This is a genomic window from Bradyrhizobium sp. HKCCYLRH2015 (genome assembly GCF_051168215.1).
Classification (GTDB): domain Bacteria; phylum Pseudomonadota; class Alphaproteobacteria; order Rhizobiales; family Xanthobacteraceae; genus Bradyrhizobium.
This window is the reverse complement of sequence record NZ_JBNPUO010000015.1, coordinates 1-13,066: the sequence shown is the minus strand read 5'-3', so window position 1 is coordinate 13,066 and position 13,066 is coordinate 1. Positions and strand designations below refer to the sequence as shown.

The following is a 13,066-nucleotide window of genomic DNA, read 5'->3' as shown; positions in this document are numbered from 1 at the left end:
CCATTCCTCCGGTTGCCGAACGGGTTCCGACGATGCGGATACGCGGATCGGGCCCTCGAACGCTATGGATTGATCCCGAGCTCTTTGGCTGCGTCAGCTATGCGCGTGCGCTCCGGGACGTCCTCCGCAAAGACCGACAGTGCGCGTTGCAGCGACTGTTTCGCCGCCTCGACGTCACCCAGCACCACCCGCGAGCGGATCAACTTGATCCAGCCTTCTGCATCGCGCGGTGATTGTTCGAGTCGGCTCGCAAGGCCATCCACCATGCCCCGGATCATGAGGTTGCGATCCTGTGTGGACATGCTTTCCGCCTTGCGGATGTCCTCGGCGCGGGGGCCGCGCGGCTCCGCCGGCTCGCTCTGCGCGGTCTTGCCGGAGCGCAGGAGGTCCTGCATGCGCTCGGCGGACAGGTTCGGCCGGGCAGGCGATGGCGAGCCGTCATCCTCCCCAAGCTCGCGACGAAGCGCGCCGAGCCGCTGCTTGAGATCAGGCAGCCACGGCTCGTTCGGATCGGCCTCCGATACGATCGCCGTCCAGTCGGCCATCGCACCCCGTTTGTCTCCATCCTGTTCTTTCACGACGCCGATGAAGAAACGGGCGCGCGCGTCCTTGGGATCCAGTTTGAGTGCTTCGTCGAAATCCGCGCGGGCTTCGGAGTTGACGGTGCCGTCCGCGGCCCGCACCAGCGCTTCGCCCCGCGCGCTGCGGTACTCTGCCGAGCTTGGCCGCAGCTCCATTGCGCGCGCATAGGCCTGCGCCGCCTCCGCAAAGCGCTCGATGTTGAACAAGGACCAGCCCAGCAGCCGCCATCCGTCCGGATCCCTGGGATTTCGCTCCAGTCGGGTCTGCACACGCTGGATCATCTCTTCGACCGGCGGCAGTCCGCTGCCTTGCTGCGGTCGGTCGCGACCGTCCTGGCCGGCCATCTGCTCCAACGACGCGATGGCCTGGGTGCCGGCGTCCGTTCGCGCTTCGCCAACCGACTTCAGCGTCGTGCCGACGGCGGTCTGGCCCGGCGCGGCCGCGGGGACATCCGGGTTTCCGATGACCGCGTACAGGACGACGGAGCCGAGCACCACCGTCATCGTGACGACGGCGAGCGCAAATTTTCGTTCGGAGCTGGTGAGGGAGGGCGCCGGCGGCTGTTCGGCGGCGGCTGCGGCGAGAATGCGCCGCTTGATCTCGCTGGCCGCGCTCTCGCCATCCGACTTGTCGATCAGGCCGCGTGCGGTTTCGTTCTCGATCTCGCGGAGCTGGTCGTGGTGGACGGCGAGTTCCTGAGCCGAAGCCAGCCGTCTCCGCTCGTAGCTGCGGATGAATGGCGTCGATATGAGCACGGCGGCTACGGAAATCATCGCCGTCAGGATCAGCCACAGCATCATGAAAGGCTCCGTCGATCGAGGATCGCCTCGATGGCTTCGAGTTCGTCGGCGCTCAGCGGCGCGACATGCTCGGCCTCAGGCGCAGTCGCATTGGCTGCCGCCCGGCGCACGTAGCGGCCGAAGCCGACGGCGGCCGTGAGCAAAGCGAGCAGGGGACCGATCCACAGCGCGATGGTATTCCACTGTAAGGGAGGCTTGAGCAGGACGAAGTTGCCGTAGCGTGCGACCAGGAAGTCCACCGCCTGCCGGTCGCTGTCGCCGGCCTGCAGGCGATCGCGCAGCAGCACCCTCAGATCATGCGCCAACGGAGCGTTGGAGTCGTCTATGCTCTGATTCTGACAAACGACGCAGCGCAGCTCCTGGCCCAGCGCGCGCGCGCGGGCCTCCAGCCCCTCGTCGCGCAACATTTCGTCGGGAAGCACCGCACGAGATGGCGACCAGGTCGCCGTCAGCACGAGCGAGCTGACGAGAAGCGCTTCGGCCGCGCGCTTGATCCGCCGGCAGTTCATGACTCGCTCCTGAGTGCCTTCAGCAGAGGTTCGAAATCGTCACGCCATACATCTTCGGTCAGCGGGCCGGGATAGCGGAAGCGGATGCGGCCGGCCCGATCGATCACGAAGGTTTCGGGAACGCCGGTCACGCCAAGATCGATGCCGGCCCGGCCGGACTCATCGGAGCCGACACGGGCATAGGGACTGCCATGCTTGGCAAGCCAACGTTTGCCGTCGTTCCGATCATCCTTCCAGTTCAGCCCATAGATCGGGATCGCGGAGCTCTCCGCGAGCTTGAGCAGCATGGGATGTTCGACGCGGCATCCGGGGCACCAGGATGCGAACACGTTGAGCAGGACCACGTCGCCCTGCAGGTCGGTACTGGCAAGACCGCCGCCCTTGCCGTCGAGCGACGCGAGTTGGAACCGCGGGGTCGGCTTGTCGATCAGGGTCGAGGGCATTCGCTGCGGATCGTTGGTCAGGCTGAAGGCCAGTCCAGCGGCCAGTGCGACGAAAGCCGCGAGCGGTATGAGATAGGGGAGGCGCGGCATATCTCGTCCTATTCAGCAGGAACGGCAGTGGGTACGGCCCGCATCGCCCGTCGCGGAGCACCGACACGAAATCTCCGGTCGGCCAGCGAGACGAAGCCGCCGCACGCCATCATCAGCGCGCCGATCCAGACCAGCGGCACCAGCGGGTGATAGTAGCAACGCACCGCCCACGCGCCTTTGTCGTCGGGATCGCCGAGCGTCACGTAGACGTTCCAGAGCAGGTTGGTTCGAATGCCGGCGGCGGTCGTCTGCTGCTGTCTGACGGGATAGAAGCGGCGCTCGCTGGAAAGCTGCGTGAACGGTTTGCCGTTCCGCGTGATGTCGAACGTGCCACGCTCGGCTTCGTAGTTGGGGCCTGGAAATTTTCCGATCGAGCGCAGCTTGATGTCGTAGCCCGCGAGCTGCAGGCTCTGGCCCGGCCGCAGCATCTGCACCTTCTCGCTGGCCCACGCGGTCATCCCGGTAATGCCTGCGACGGTGACGCCCATTCCCGCATGGGCCAGCACCAAGCCGTAGACCGCGAGCGGAGTGGTGCGCGCGAGGTTGAGCGAGGTCGCCAGGGGAGTCGTCATGCCGAGGCGGACGCGATGAGCCAGCACCATCAGCGAGCCGATCACGAGCCAGACGGCGATGCCGAAGAAGAACGCGACCAGGAAACGCTGTCCGAACGTCGCGATGAGGATCGCGACGGCAATGAATGCCGCAAGTCCTCCGGCCAGGCGGAGTCGTTGCAGGGCCGCAACGAGGAGATCGCGCTTCCATTTCAGAACCGGGCCGATCACCATGGCAAGCAGCAGCGGAACCATGATCGGAACGAACGTCAGGTTGTAGTAGGGAGGGCCGACGGAGATCTTGTCGTTTCCGAGCATGTCGACGAGGAGCGGGTAGAACGTGCCGAGAAACACGGTGGCCACGGCTGCCGTGAGCAGCACATTGTTGAGGACGAGGCCGCTCTCGCGGCTGACGGCCGCGAACAGTGCACCGTGCTTCAGGCTTGGGGCTCGGATCGCATACAGCGTCAACGCCCCGCCGGTCGCCACCAGGATGAGCGCCAGGATGAATGCGCCACGCGAGGGGTCCTGTGCGAAAGCATGAACACTGGTGAGCACGCCGGATCGCACCAGGAAGGTCCCGATCAGGCTCAATGAGAAGGTCACGATCCCCAGCAGGATCGTCCAGCTCTGGAGGGCGCTCCGACGTTCGACCACCAGGGCGGAATGCAGCAGCGCAGTCCCCGCAAGCCACGGCATGAAGGACGCGTTCTCGACGGGGTCCCAGAACCACCAGCCGCCCCAGCCGAGCGTGTAGTACGCCCATGCGCTGCCCAGCGTGATTCCAATCGTGAGAAAGCACCAGGCCGCGAGCACCCACGGTCGGACCCAGCGGGCCCAGCTGGCATCGACCTTTCCCTCGATCAGCGCGGCGACCGAGAACGAGAACGCCATCGAGAAGCCGACGTAGCCCAGATACAGAAACGGTGGATGAAAGGCGAGGCCGGGATCCTGCAAGATCGGATTCAGTCCGTTGCCTTCGAGGGGAGCATCGACCAGCCGCGCGAACGGATTCGATGTCGAGACGATGAACGCCAGAAAGCCGAGGCCGATCATGCCGTGCACGCCGAGGACGTTGCTCTGCAGTCGCTCCGGAAGGTTCGTTCCGAACAATGCAACGGCAGCACCGAACAATGAGAGGATCAGGACCCACAACAACATGGATCCCTCATGGTTTCCCCAGACTCCGGAGACCTTGTAGAGCAGCGGCTTGAGCGTGTGCGAATTGGCTGCGACGACCTGGACTGAAAAGTCGGAGTGGACAAACAGCGACGTCAGGCATGCGAATGCGATCGAGACGAACAGAAACTGAGTCAAGGCAGCGTGCCGAACGAAGCCGGCGATCATCTCGGATTGGCGGCGCAGCGCTGCGAACGGAACGATCGACTGCACCAGCGACACGAGGAGCGCGAGAATGAGCGCAAACGATCCGACCTCCGCTGTCATGTGGTATCTCCGACTGCAGCGGATATTCCTGCAGCTAACTATCAAGTGTCTGTGATGCGTCGACAATCAATGCGCCGAATGAGGCATCATTCGTACGGAATGATGATGATCCATCGACGTGCATCGTAGTGTAAATGCAACTCATTCGCACTCACGGCCGGAGAGCGGTATCATCGAGGCGTCTTGGTATGGAGCGTTATGTTCATTGACAAATAACGCGCGAATCGTCTGCGGCGCCAGCGAGCAGCGAGCAGCGAGCAGCGAGCAGCGAGCAGCGAACGCGACGTCGACCGCATGATAGGCAGGGAGGCGAAACGGAATCGTCCGCTATTCCAGAAGCTTGGCGATATCGCTGTGACCGCTGGCAGCGGCGATGTCCGTGGCACGTTCGCGCCGCTTGTTTCTCAATTGCTTTTCGGCGCCGGCGGCGAGAAGGCTGTGCGCAATGCCGATGTTCCCCTCATGGGCCGCCATCATCAACGCGCTCATGCCCTGGCCGTTGCGCACGTTCGGGTCGGCCTTGCGCCTGAGAAGCTCACTGACGACATCCGCAAGCCCGGCGCGCGCAGCGAGGATGAGGGCGGTATTTCCGCCTCTTGTCGCGCGTTTCGGGTCGGCCCCATGGTCCAACAGAAGCAGCGAGGCCGCGGCGCTGCGGCCTTCGATGGCATTCAGCAACGGCGTCTTGTCGTCGGCGTCAGCGCGGTTGACGTCCGCACCGGCGCGGATCAGTTGTCCGATCGCGTGCGTATTGCCATTGCCGGCCGCGTGCCAGAGTGCGGTGCGGCCCTGCCCATCGGCGGCGTTGAGGTCGGATCTCTGAACGAGTTGCCGATCGAGCGGGCCATTGGTGCACGACGCGACCGCGATCATGAGGGGGGTCCGGCCGTCCGCCGACGCGGGCAGACTGCCGGAGGCGCCGTCGAGGAGCGCAGCGATCGCGGCGCCGTTGCAGCGGCTGAGCGCCATCAATAGTGCGGTCGTGCCATCTGCACGCGCTGCAGATGGGTCGGCCGCCTTCGTCAGCAGCAGTTTGATGATGTCTCCATGATCCTTGTCCGCTGCCAGCATCAAAGGCGTGTCGCCGCGCCGGTTGCCGGTGTTCGGGTTGGCTCCCGAGGCGAGCAGGAGCTCCACCAGCCGAAGATGCCCGGCGGCCGCGGCGATCGCCAGAGGCGTATCGCCGTCCTCGTTGACCGCGTTGACGTCAGCCTTCGCAGCGATGAGCTGGCGCATCGGATCGAACTGGCCGCGCAGGGCGGCGTCGATGATGGCCGGATGGCCGTTTCGCATGGCGGCCTGCGCATCGAGCGTCGGTGGCGGCCTGCGCGCAGCTTCGCGCGCCGGCTCCCTGGCGCGGGGTCGCGCGTCTCGGCTGGCCATGTCGGCCATCAACTGCTCGGCGGGCTGATAGCCAGCCGCCGCCGACTTGCGCAGCCACTCCCGCGCCCGGTCGGGAACGGACGGTGTTCCGCGGCCCGCGAGCCACATCGCTGCGACATTGTACTGCGCCTTGACGTGTCCCTTCCTTGCGCTTGCCTCCATCCATTTGAACGCCAGCGTGTCGTCTGCTCTGGTGCCGAGACCGGCGCGGTAGAGCGACGCAAGCCGGTACTGCGCCTCCGGATCCCCGGCGTTGGCGGCGCGCTCGAGCAGCTTCAGTGCGTCCTCAGGATGTCCGGCGCGGATCGCGGCATCGGCCGCCTGGCTCGCGGATGCTTCGGAGCTCACGCCGGCCGGCGCGTCGCCGGCCGGGGCGACCGACGGCACGGTCGAGCCGACGAGACAGATCAGGGGGATGATGACGTGAGAGGACTTAAGCCGTGCCATATTTCGTCTCGACCTCGATACCCATGCTCTTCAGGAATGCGGTGGGCAGAATGCCGCCGACGCAGACGATGACGGCATCGTTTCGGATCGTGCTCGTGCTGCCGCCGGCATCGATGTCAACGTCGTCACTGCCGATCCGTTTGACCGAAGAGTTGTAGACGACCCGGAGCCGCCCCGATCGAGCGGCTGTTTCCACCCGTTCGCGGTTCTTCAGCTTGGCGCGACTGAACGACTCGCTGCGATGGGAGAGGGTCACCGTCGTGCCGGGCTCGTCGGCGATGGAGCACGCGGCTTCCAGTGCGGCGTCGCCGCCGCCGACGACGAGCACGTGCTGGCCGCGATACTGTTCGGGGTCGATCAGTCGATAGACGACCTTGGTCTGCTCTTCGCCCGGAGCCTCCAGCTTTCGCGGCGTTCCGCGGCGCCCGATCGCCAGGAGCACGGCATGCGTTCTGTAGCTGCCGCGGTTCGTCCTGACGTCGAAGCTTTCTCCGACTCGCGTGACGGCCTCGACGCGCTCGCCGACGTTCACCTTGAGGCGGGCCTTGCGCACGATTCCCATGAAGAAGGTGATCAACTGCTCCTTGCTGAGCTCTCTGAAGTTGAACTTGCCCGCGAGCGGCAGCGTGAAAGGTGCGGTCATCACCAGCTTGCCTCGGGGGAAGTGCGCGACGGTGCCGCCGAGCGAGTCCTGCTCGAGCGTGACGAAGCGCAGCCGATGCTGCAGGCAGGCGAGACTGGCGGAAAGTCCGGCCGGACCGCAGCCGACAATCACGACGTCGAGCATGTCGGACTTGCCGATGTTCTTGACCTTGCGGACGGAGTCGATCGCCTGGCGTCCTTGTTCGATAGCGTTGCGGACCAGCCCCATCCCGCCGAGCTCTCCGGCAATGAAGATGCCGGGCACGTTGGTCTGGAATGCCTCGTCCACGTTTGGAATGTCGATGCCGCGCGTTTCGGTGCCGAACACCAGCGTGATGGCGTTCACGGGGCACACCGCCTTGCAGGCGCCGTGTCCGATACAATGCGAAGGCTCGACCAGCGACGCCTTGCCGTCGATCAGGCCGAGAATGTCCCCCTCCGGGCACGCCCTGACGCATGACCCGCAGCCGATGCACAAGGCGGGATCGATGATTGGGTGCAGCGATGCCGGCTCGAGCAGACCGGCATCCTTGGCGGCCGAGAGCTTCGCGACGCTCTTTATCTCTCTTCTCTTGCGCACCGCCATATAGGTGGCCCAGACGCCGAGCATCGGCGCGGCGTAGACGATCAGGAGATCGAGCGCCATGTCGTCTCGCTCCCTTGTCTTACCAACTAACAGCAGAAGAGAGCCGCCGGCCGCGAACTCCGCGTGAAGAGACTCGATGCGGTGCTAGATGCAAATTCCTCTCAAGAGATGCCGACATAGAAATTCCAGAATGATCTGACGTCTTGGAGACGAGGATTGGATCATTCGTTGAACAGATGCCGTCGGCGGAAATATGGCTCGCACTGATTTCGGACTAATGACGTCAGTGTTGGAAGACGGAAGGGGGTGTTGCAAGTGGTTATCACTAAGTGCTCTCTCGACTGAGATCCGGATATCCGCGAGCGAGTCTGGCTTCCGCCGATCCCGCATTCGGGTTTCACAGGAAACGACGAGGTCATGAGCAGAGCAGCGGTCGCTCGCGCGAGCGGCAATCCTCTTCGCGGAACCATTCCGGTCGTCATCACGGTCATCGTTCTCGGAGCGATTGCCCTGGGGTGGCTACAGAAGGAGGAGGAGTATATTACGCCGGGCTCCGGCACCGGATACTGGCTCGGGATCTACGGCAGCGTCGCGATGCTGTCGCTGCTGGCCTATTCGATGCGCAAGCGCTTCAAGTCGCTGCGCGGGATCGGCTCGGTGCCGTTCTGGTTCAGGACGCACATGCTGCTCGGCGTCATCGGTCCCGTGCTCATCCTGTTCCATGCGAATTTCCAGCTGGGGGCGCTCAACAGCAATGTGGCGTTCTTCACCATGCTGATCGTGGCGATCAGCGGCGTGGTCGGCCGTTACATCTATGGCAAGATCCATATGGGCCTCCATGGTGGGAGAGCGCGGGTCAAGGAGCTGCTCGCCGAGGCCGAGGCAATGCGGACGGAGCTCGGTCAGGAAATGCAGGCCGTCTCGTTCGTGTCGCGGGAGCTGGCTGCCTTCAGCAAAGGGCTCGACAACAGGGTACCCCGAACCGCGCTGGGCAGCCTGCGGACCGGCGCGGTCATCGCAGCGCGCACGCGGCGGCTGCGCGCCAATGTGGTTGCGGAAGCGCGCCGGCTCATTCGCGCCGAAGCCAAGCGCGCGCGATGGTCGTGGTCCGAGCGGCGGCGTCGCGAGAAGCGAATCGAGGAGGTGGTGCGGCGCTACGCCGCTGCGGTACGCAAGGCCGCTGAGCTGACGTTCTTCGAACGATTGTTTTCGCTGTGGCATGTGCTTCATCTGCCGCTGTTTTTTCTCATGCTGCTGGCGGGCGTCGTTCATGTCTGGGCCGTCCATCACTATTGACGGAGTTGCGTGATGCGGTGGCGTGTTGCGGTCGTCGTCGCCGTCCTGGCCGGCGTTGCGATGCTCTCGGCCGGGGGGCGGGCGCAGACGTTGCTGGAGAAGCTCGTCATGCCGGGCCCGTTGGTCGAGAAGCATGCCAAGCTCGAGAGCGAATGCGGAAAGTGCCACGAAGCCTATACGCGGAAAGCACAGTCGGGCCTCTGTCTCGATTGCCACAAGGAGATTGCCGTCGATCGCAGGCAGCGTGAGCGCCTGCACGGACGCGACCAGGCGGCGCTGAGCCAGGAGTGCAGGCAGTGTCACACCGACCACAAGGGGCGTGGAACCGACATCGTCCAGCTCGACAAGGAGACCTTCAACCACGACATGACGAACTACCGGCTTGTCGACGCGCACAAGACCGTGCCTTGTGCGGGATGTCACGTCGCGAAGGTGAAGTTCCGCAACGCGCCCTCGACCTGTTTCGAGTGTCACAAGGCGATTGATCCGCATCGCGGTCGACTCGGTGAACGCTGCGAGAACTGCCACACGGCGGTGAAATGGCGCGCGACCAAGGAGTTCGACCATACCAAGACCCGATTTCCCCTCGTGGGCGCCCACAAGTCGGTCGCTTGTGCGACGTGTCATTCCGGTCAGCAATACAAGGATCTGCCGACCTCCTGTGGCTCATGTCACCGTCTTCAGGACGTCCATGGCGGCCGCTTCGGCGACAAGTGCGAGACCTGCCACGATCAGGACAAGTGGAAGACGGTCCGCTTCAATCACGACAAGACCCGCTTCCCCCTGCGAAATGCCCATGCCAAGGTGAAGTGTGAGGGCTGCCATACGGGTGATCTCTATCGGGACAAGCTCGCGACCTCATGCGTGTCCTGTCACCGCAAGCAGGATCCGCATCAGGGCAAGCTCGGCGAGCGTTGCGAGACGTGCCATAGCGATATGGGTTGGCGGAAGAAGCTCTCCTTCGATCATGAAATCACGCGCTTCCCCTTGATCGGCCTGCACAAGTCGGTGCCCTGCGAGGAGTGCCACCGGACGCCGACCTACAAGAACACTCCGATGGCCTGCGAGAGCTGCCACAAGGATTTCCACCAGGGGAAACTCGGCGGGCGATGCGCCAACTGCCACAATCCGAACGGATGGCGGCTGTGGCGCTTCGATCATGCGCGGCAGACGCGGTTCCCACTTGTTGGCGTTCACCAGAAGATCACCTGCGAGGCCTGTCACAAGGCCAAGTCGCCGCCGGACCTGAAGTTGCCGATGGATTGCTTCAGCTGTCATCGCAGCTCGGACGTGCACAATGGTACCTTCGGTCAGACGTGCGAGCGCTGCCATGTCGCAACGGGATGGCGCAACGTTCAGATCAGGAACTGATTCGAACGGCCGCGGTGGCTGCTGCAAGACGTCTGACATCGTATCGAGCTGATAAGAGCTCGCAATACTGATCAGTTCGAATGCAGATCAATGGCTTGCGTGATGGGCTTGCCGGACCATCGCGCGCGGGTGAGGTCAGAAACCTAAACCTCCATTCAGCTTGAGTTCAGCTTGGCCCAGTTTTGGGCCAGCTTTGCGCGTCTCTGGAAGCTCTGTCGTAGGCGTAGCGAAGGCTGCGTGATCTGGCCGGTGACTCCGTCATCGCCTAATCGATGCAGCGCTCGATCAAGGGAGCACGGAGCGTTTCGAGTATTCGGTGGCTGGGGAAGACGTGCCGCCGGGCCGTAGGGGGAATCCGCAAGAGTGTCTTGGGTTTGTCAGGGCGACCGCCGAGCGGCGGACGCTCAACGGTCTCGGCTGGATTGGGGTCGGCCGGTCGCCGTCGGATGTCCGGCTGGCGATCGAGTCGAGAGTGAAGAGCGGAGTTGGAGTTGAGCAGCTGCTACAGCAGACTGGGGCTGTTGGCGCGAGCCTCGCACCGCATGGTGCAGTGGCTGCTCGCCTGTGTGCTGCTCACTCTGGTGTTGGCAGGGCACGCTGCCGCGCAGAGCTCATTCGATCACGTCTCGACCGGGTTTCCGCTGACCGGAAGCCATGTCGGCGTGGAGTGCTCGTCCTGTCACGTCGGCGGGCGGTTCAAGGGCACGCAGACGCAGTGCGCCAGTTGCCACAACGGCGCGCAGACGGCGGGCATGTCCGTCAATCACCCGATGACCACGCGGCGCTGTGAGAGCTGCCATCAGACTTCGACATGGAAGGACGTCCGGGCGATCGATCATACCCAGGCGAAGGCGTCATGTACGACCTGCCACAACGGCGTGATGGCACGGGGCAAGTCGAAGAATCACATCACGACCGCAGCGCCATGCGATGTGTGCCACAGGTCGACGGCGAGTTTTCGCATCAGAATGAAGATGGACCACGCCGGCATCGTCGCCGGTTGTGCCAACTGTCACAACGGGACGACCGCGCGCGGCAAGTCCAGCAATCATCTCCAGACCAATCTGCCTTGCGAGTCCTGTCACACCAGCACGGCCAGCTTCGGCGGCGCGGCCTTCAAGCATGCCGCGACCGACACCAATTGCTCCACCTGTCACAACGGCAGGACGGCGCAGGGCATGACGACGCCGCCGCACATCCCGACCGGGACGCTGCAATGCTCGAACTGCCACAGCAACACCGCCGCGAGCTTCACGACCTACACCATGAACCACGCCGCGGTGGCGACCGCGCGCTGCGACAGCTGCCACAACGGCAGCTACACCGGCCAGGGTACCAAGGGCGCACTCGGCACCGCGTCGTATCCGAACCACGTTGCCACTGGCGGGGCGGACTGCGTCAGCTGTCACGCCAAGGTGGCGAGCGGCGGCTTCACCAGCTGGGGCGGTGCGGCGTTCAAGCATGCCGCGACCGACACCAACTGCGCGACCTGCCACAACGGCTGGACGGCGATGGGGATGGCGACACCACCACACATCCCGACCGGGACGTTGCAATGCTCGAACTGTCACACCAACTCGGCGGCGAGCTTCACGACCTACACCATGAACCACGCCGCGGTGGCGACCGCGCGCTGCGATAGCTGCCACAACGGCAACTTCACCGGCCAGGGCACCAAAGGTGCCATGAGCACCGCGTCATACCCGAACCACGTCGCCACCGGCGGCGCCGACTGCGTCAGCTGTCACGCCAAGGCGGCCTCGGGCGGCTTCACCAGCTGGGGCGGCGCGGCGTTTGCTCACAAGGCCACCGACACCAACTGCGCGACCTGTCACAACGGCAAGACGGCGTTGGGCATGACCACGCCGCCGCACATCCCGACCGGGACGCTGCAGTGCTCGAACTGCCACAGCAACACCGCGGCGAGCTTCGCCACCTACACCATGAACCACGCCGCAGTGGCGACGGCGCGCTGCGACAGCTGTCACAACGGCAGCTTCACCGGCCAAGGCACCAAGGGGGCGCTCGGCACCGCGTCGTTCCCGAACCACGTCGCCACCGGCGGCGCCGACTGCGTCAGCTGTCACGCCAAGGCGGCCTCGGGCGGCTTCACCAGCTGGGGCGGCGCGGCGTTTGCTCACAAGGCCACCGACACCAATTGCGCCACCTGCCACAACGGCAGGACGGCGCAGGGCATGACGACGCCGCCGCACATCCCGACCGGGACGCTGCAATGCTCGAACTGCCACAGCAACACCGCGGCGAGCTTTGCCACCTACACGATGAACCACGCCGCGGTGGCGACGGCGCGCTGCGACAGCTGCCACAACGGCAACTACACCGGCCAGGGCACCAAGGGGGCGCTCGGCACCGCGTCGTATCCGAACCATGTCGCCACCGGCGGCGCCGACTGCGTCAGCTGTCACAGCAAGGCAGCCTCGGGCGGCTTCACGAGCTGGGGCGGTGCGGCGTTCAAGCATGCCGCCACCGACACCAACTGCGCGACCTGCCACAACGGCAAGACGGCGCAGGGCATGACCACGCCGCCGCACATTCCGACCGGCACGCTGCAGTGCTCGAACTGCCACAGCAACACCGCGGCGAGCTTTGCCACCTACACGATGAACCACGCCGCGGTGGCGACGGCGCGCTGCGACAGCTGCCACAACGGCTCCTACACCGGCCAGGGCAGCAAGGGGGCGCTGGGCACGGCGTCATATCCGAACCACGTCGCCACCGGCGGCGCCGACTGCGTCAGCTGTCACGCCAAGGCGGCGAGCGGCGGCTTCACCAGCTGGGGCGGCGCCGCGTTCAAGCATGCCGCCACCGACACCAATTGCTCCACCTGCCACAACGGCAAGACGGCGCAGGGCATGACCACGCCGCCGCACATTCCGACCGGCACGCTGCAGTGCTCGAA

The 13,066-nt window shown here is 64.7% G+C and carries 9 protein-coding genes; 3 read left to right on the top strand and 6 right to left on the bottom strand.

The window, feature by feature from the left end; genetic code table 11:
• Positions 1-62 precede the first annotated feature (62 nt).
• From ccmI to ACQR1H_RS31570, 6 genes are all read right to left on the bottom strand, one after another.
• On the bottom strand, positions 63-1,382 hold the full coding sequence (gene ccmI / locus ACQR1H_RS31595) for a c-type cytochrome biogenesis protein CcmI (RefSeq protein ID WP_434908709.1): 1,320 nt from the start codon (positions 1,380-1,382) through the stop codon (positions 63-65).
• Positions 1,379-1,891 carry a cytochrome c-type biogenesis protein gene (locus tag ACQR1H_RS31590; RefSeq protein WP_434908708.1) on the bottom strand — a complete coding sequence of 171 codons (513 nt, stop codon included), beginning with the start codon at positions 1,889-1,891 and terminating at the stop codon, positions 1,379-1,381. The genes ccmI and ACQR1H_RS31590 overlap by 4 nt, the downstream gene beginning before the upstream one ends.
• On the bottom strand, positions 1,888-2,424 hold the full coding sequence (locus tag ACQR1H_RS31585) for a DsbE family thiol:disulfide interchange protein (RefSeq protein WP_434908707.1): 537 nt from the start codon (positions 2,422-2,424) through the stop codon (positions 1,888-1,890). The genes ACQR1H_RS31590 and ACQR1H_RS31585 overlap by 4 nt, the downstream gene beginning before the upstream one ends.
• An 8-nt stretch (positions 2,425-2,432) precedes the next feature.
• Positions 2,433-4,421: a heme lyase CcmF/NrfE family subunit gene (locus ACQR1H_RS31580; RefSeq protein ID WP_434886696.1), complete on the bottom strand. Its 1,989-nt coding sequence runs from the start codon at positions 4,419-4,421 to the stop codon at positions 2,433-2,435.
• A 327-nt stretch (positions 4,422-4,748) separates the two neighbouring features.
• The gene (locus ACQR1H_RS31575; protein WP_434908706.1) at positions 4,749-6,191 is read right to left on the bottom strand and encodes an ankyrin repeat domain-containing protein; all 1,443 of its coding nucleotides are present in this window, start codon (positions 6,189-6,191) and stop codon (positions 4,749-4,751) included.
• 46 nt (positions 6,192-6,237) lie between these two features.
• On the bottom strand, positions 6,238-7,539 hold the full coding sequence (locus ACQR1H_RS31570) for an NAD(P)-binding domain-containing protein (RefSeq protein ID WP_434908705.1): 1,302 nt from the start codon (positions 7,537-7,539) through the stop codon (positions 6,238-6,240).
• Positions 7,540-7,896: 357 nt separating this feature from the next.
• Here ACQR1H_RS31570 and ACQR1H_RS31565 point away from each other — a divergent pair, with 357 nt between their 5' ends.
• From ACQR1H_RS31565 to ACQR1H_RS31555, 3 genes are all read left to right on the top strand, one after another.
• Entirely contained in the window at positions 7,897-8,775 is an 879-nt protein-coding gene (locus ACQR1H_RS31565; protein WP_434908704.1) for a pyridine nucleotide-disulfide oxidoreductase, read from the top strand.
• A gap of 12 nt (positions 8,776-8,787) precedes the next feature.
• A complete protein-coding gene (locus ACQR1H_RS31560; RefSeq protein ID WP_315804955.1) occupies positions 8,788-10,146 on the top strand; it encodes a cytochrome c3 family protein in 1,359 nt (452 codons plus the stop codon).
• 491 nt (positions 10,147-10,637) lie between these two features.
• A partial coding sequence (locus ACQR1H_RS31555) for a hypothetical protein (protein WP_434908703.1) occupies positions 10,638-13,066 on the top strand: 2,429 nt, incomplete at its 3' end.

Bases quoted from the DNA above. Each gene is read 5' to 3' on its own strand.
- ACQR1H_RS31590 (WP_434908708.1), bottom strand. From the start codon at position 1,891: ATGAACTGCCGGCGGATCAAGCGCGCGGCCGAAGCGCTTCTCGTCAGC.
- ACQR1H_RS31560 (WP_315804955.1), top strand. From the start codon at position 8,788: ATGCGGTGGCGTGTTGCGGTCGTCGTCGCCGTCCTGGCCGGCGTTGCG.
- ACQR1H_RS31570 (WP_434908705.1), bottom strand. From the start codon at position 7,539: ATGGCGCTCGATCTCCTGATCGTCTACGCCGCGCCGATGCTCGGCGTC.
- ccmI (WP_434908709.1), bottom strand. From the start codon at position 1,382: ATGATGCTGTGGCTGATCCTGACGGCGATGATTTCCGTAGCCGCCGTG.
- ACQR1H_RS31565 (WP_434908704.1), top strand. From the start codon at position 7,897: ATGAGCAGAGCAGCGGTCGCTCGCGCGAGCGGCAATCCTCTTCGCGGA.
- ACQR1H_RS31580 (WP_434886696.1), bottom strand. From the start codon at position 4,421: ATGACAGCGGAGGTCGGATCGTTTGCGCTCATTCTCGCGCTCCTCGTG.
- ACQR1H_RS31585 (WP_434908707.1), bottom strand. From the start codon at position 2,424: ATGCCGCGCCTCCCCTATCTCATACCGCTCGCGGCTTTCGTCGCACTG.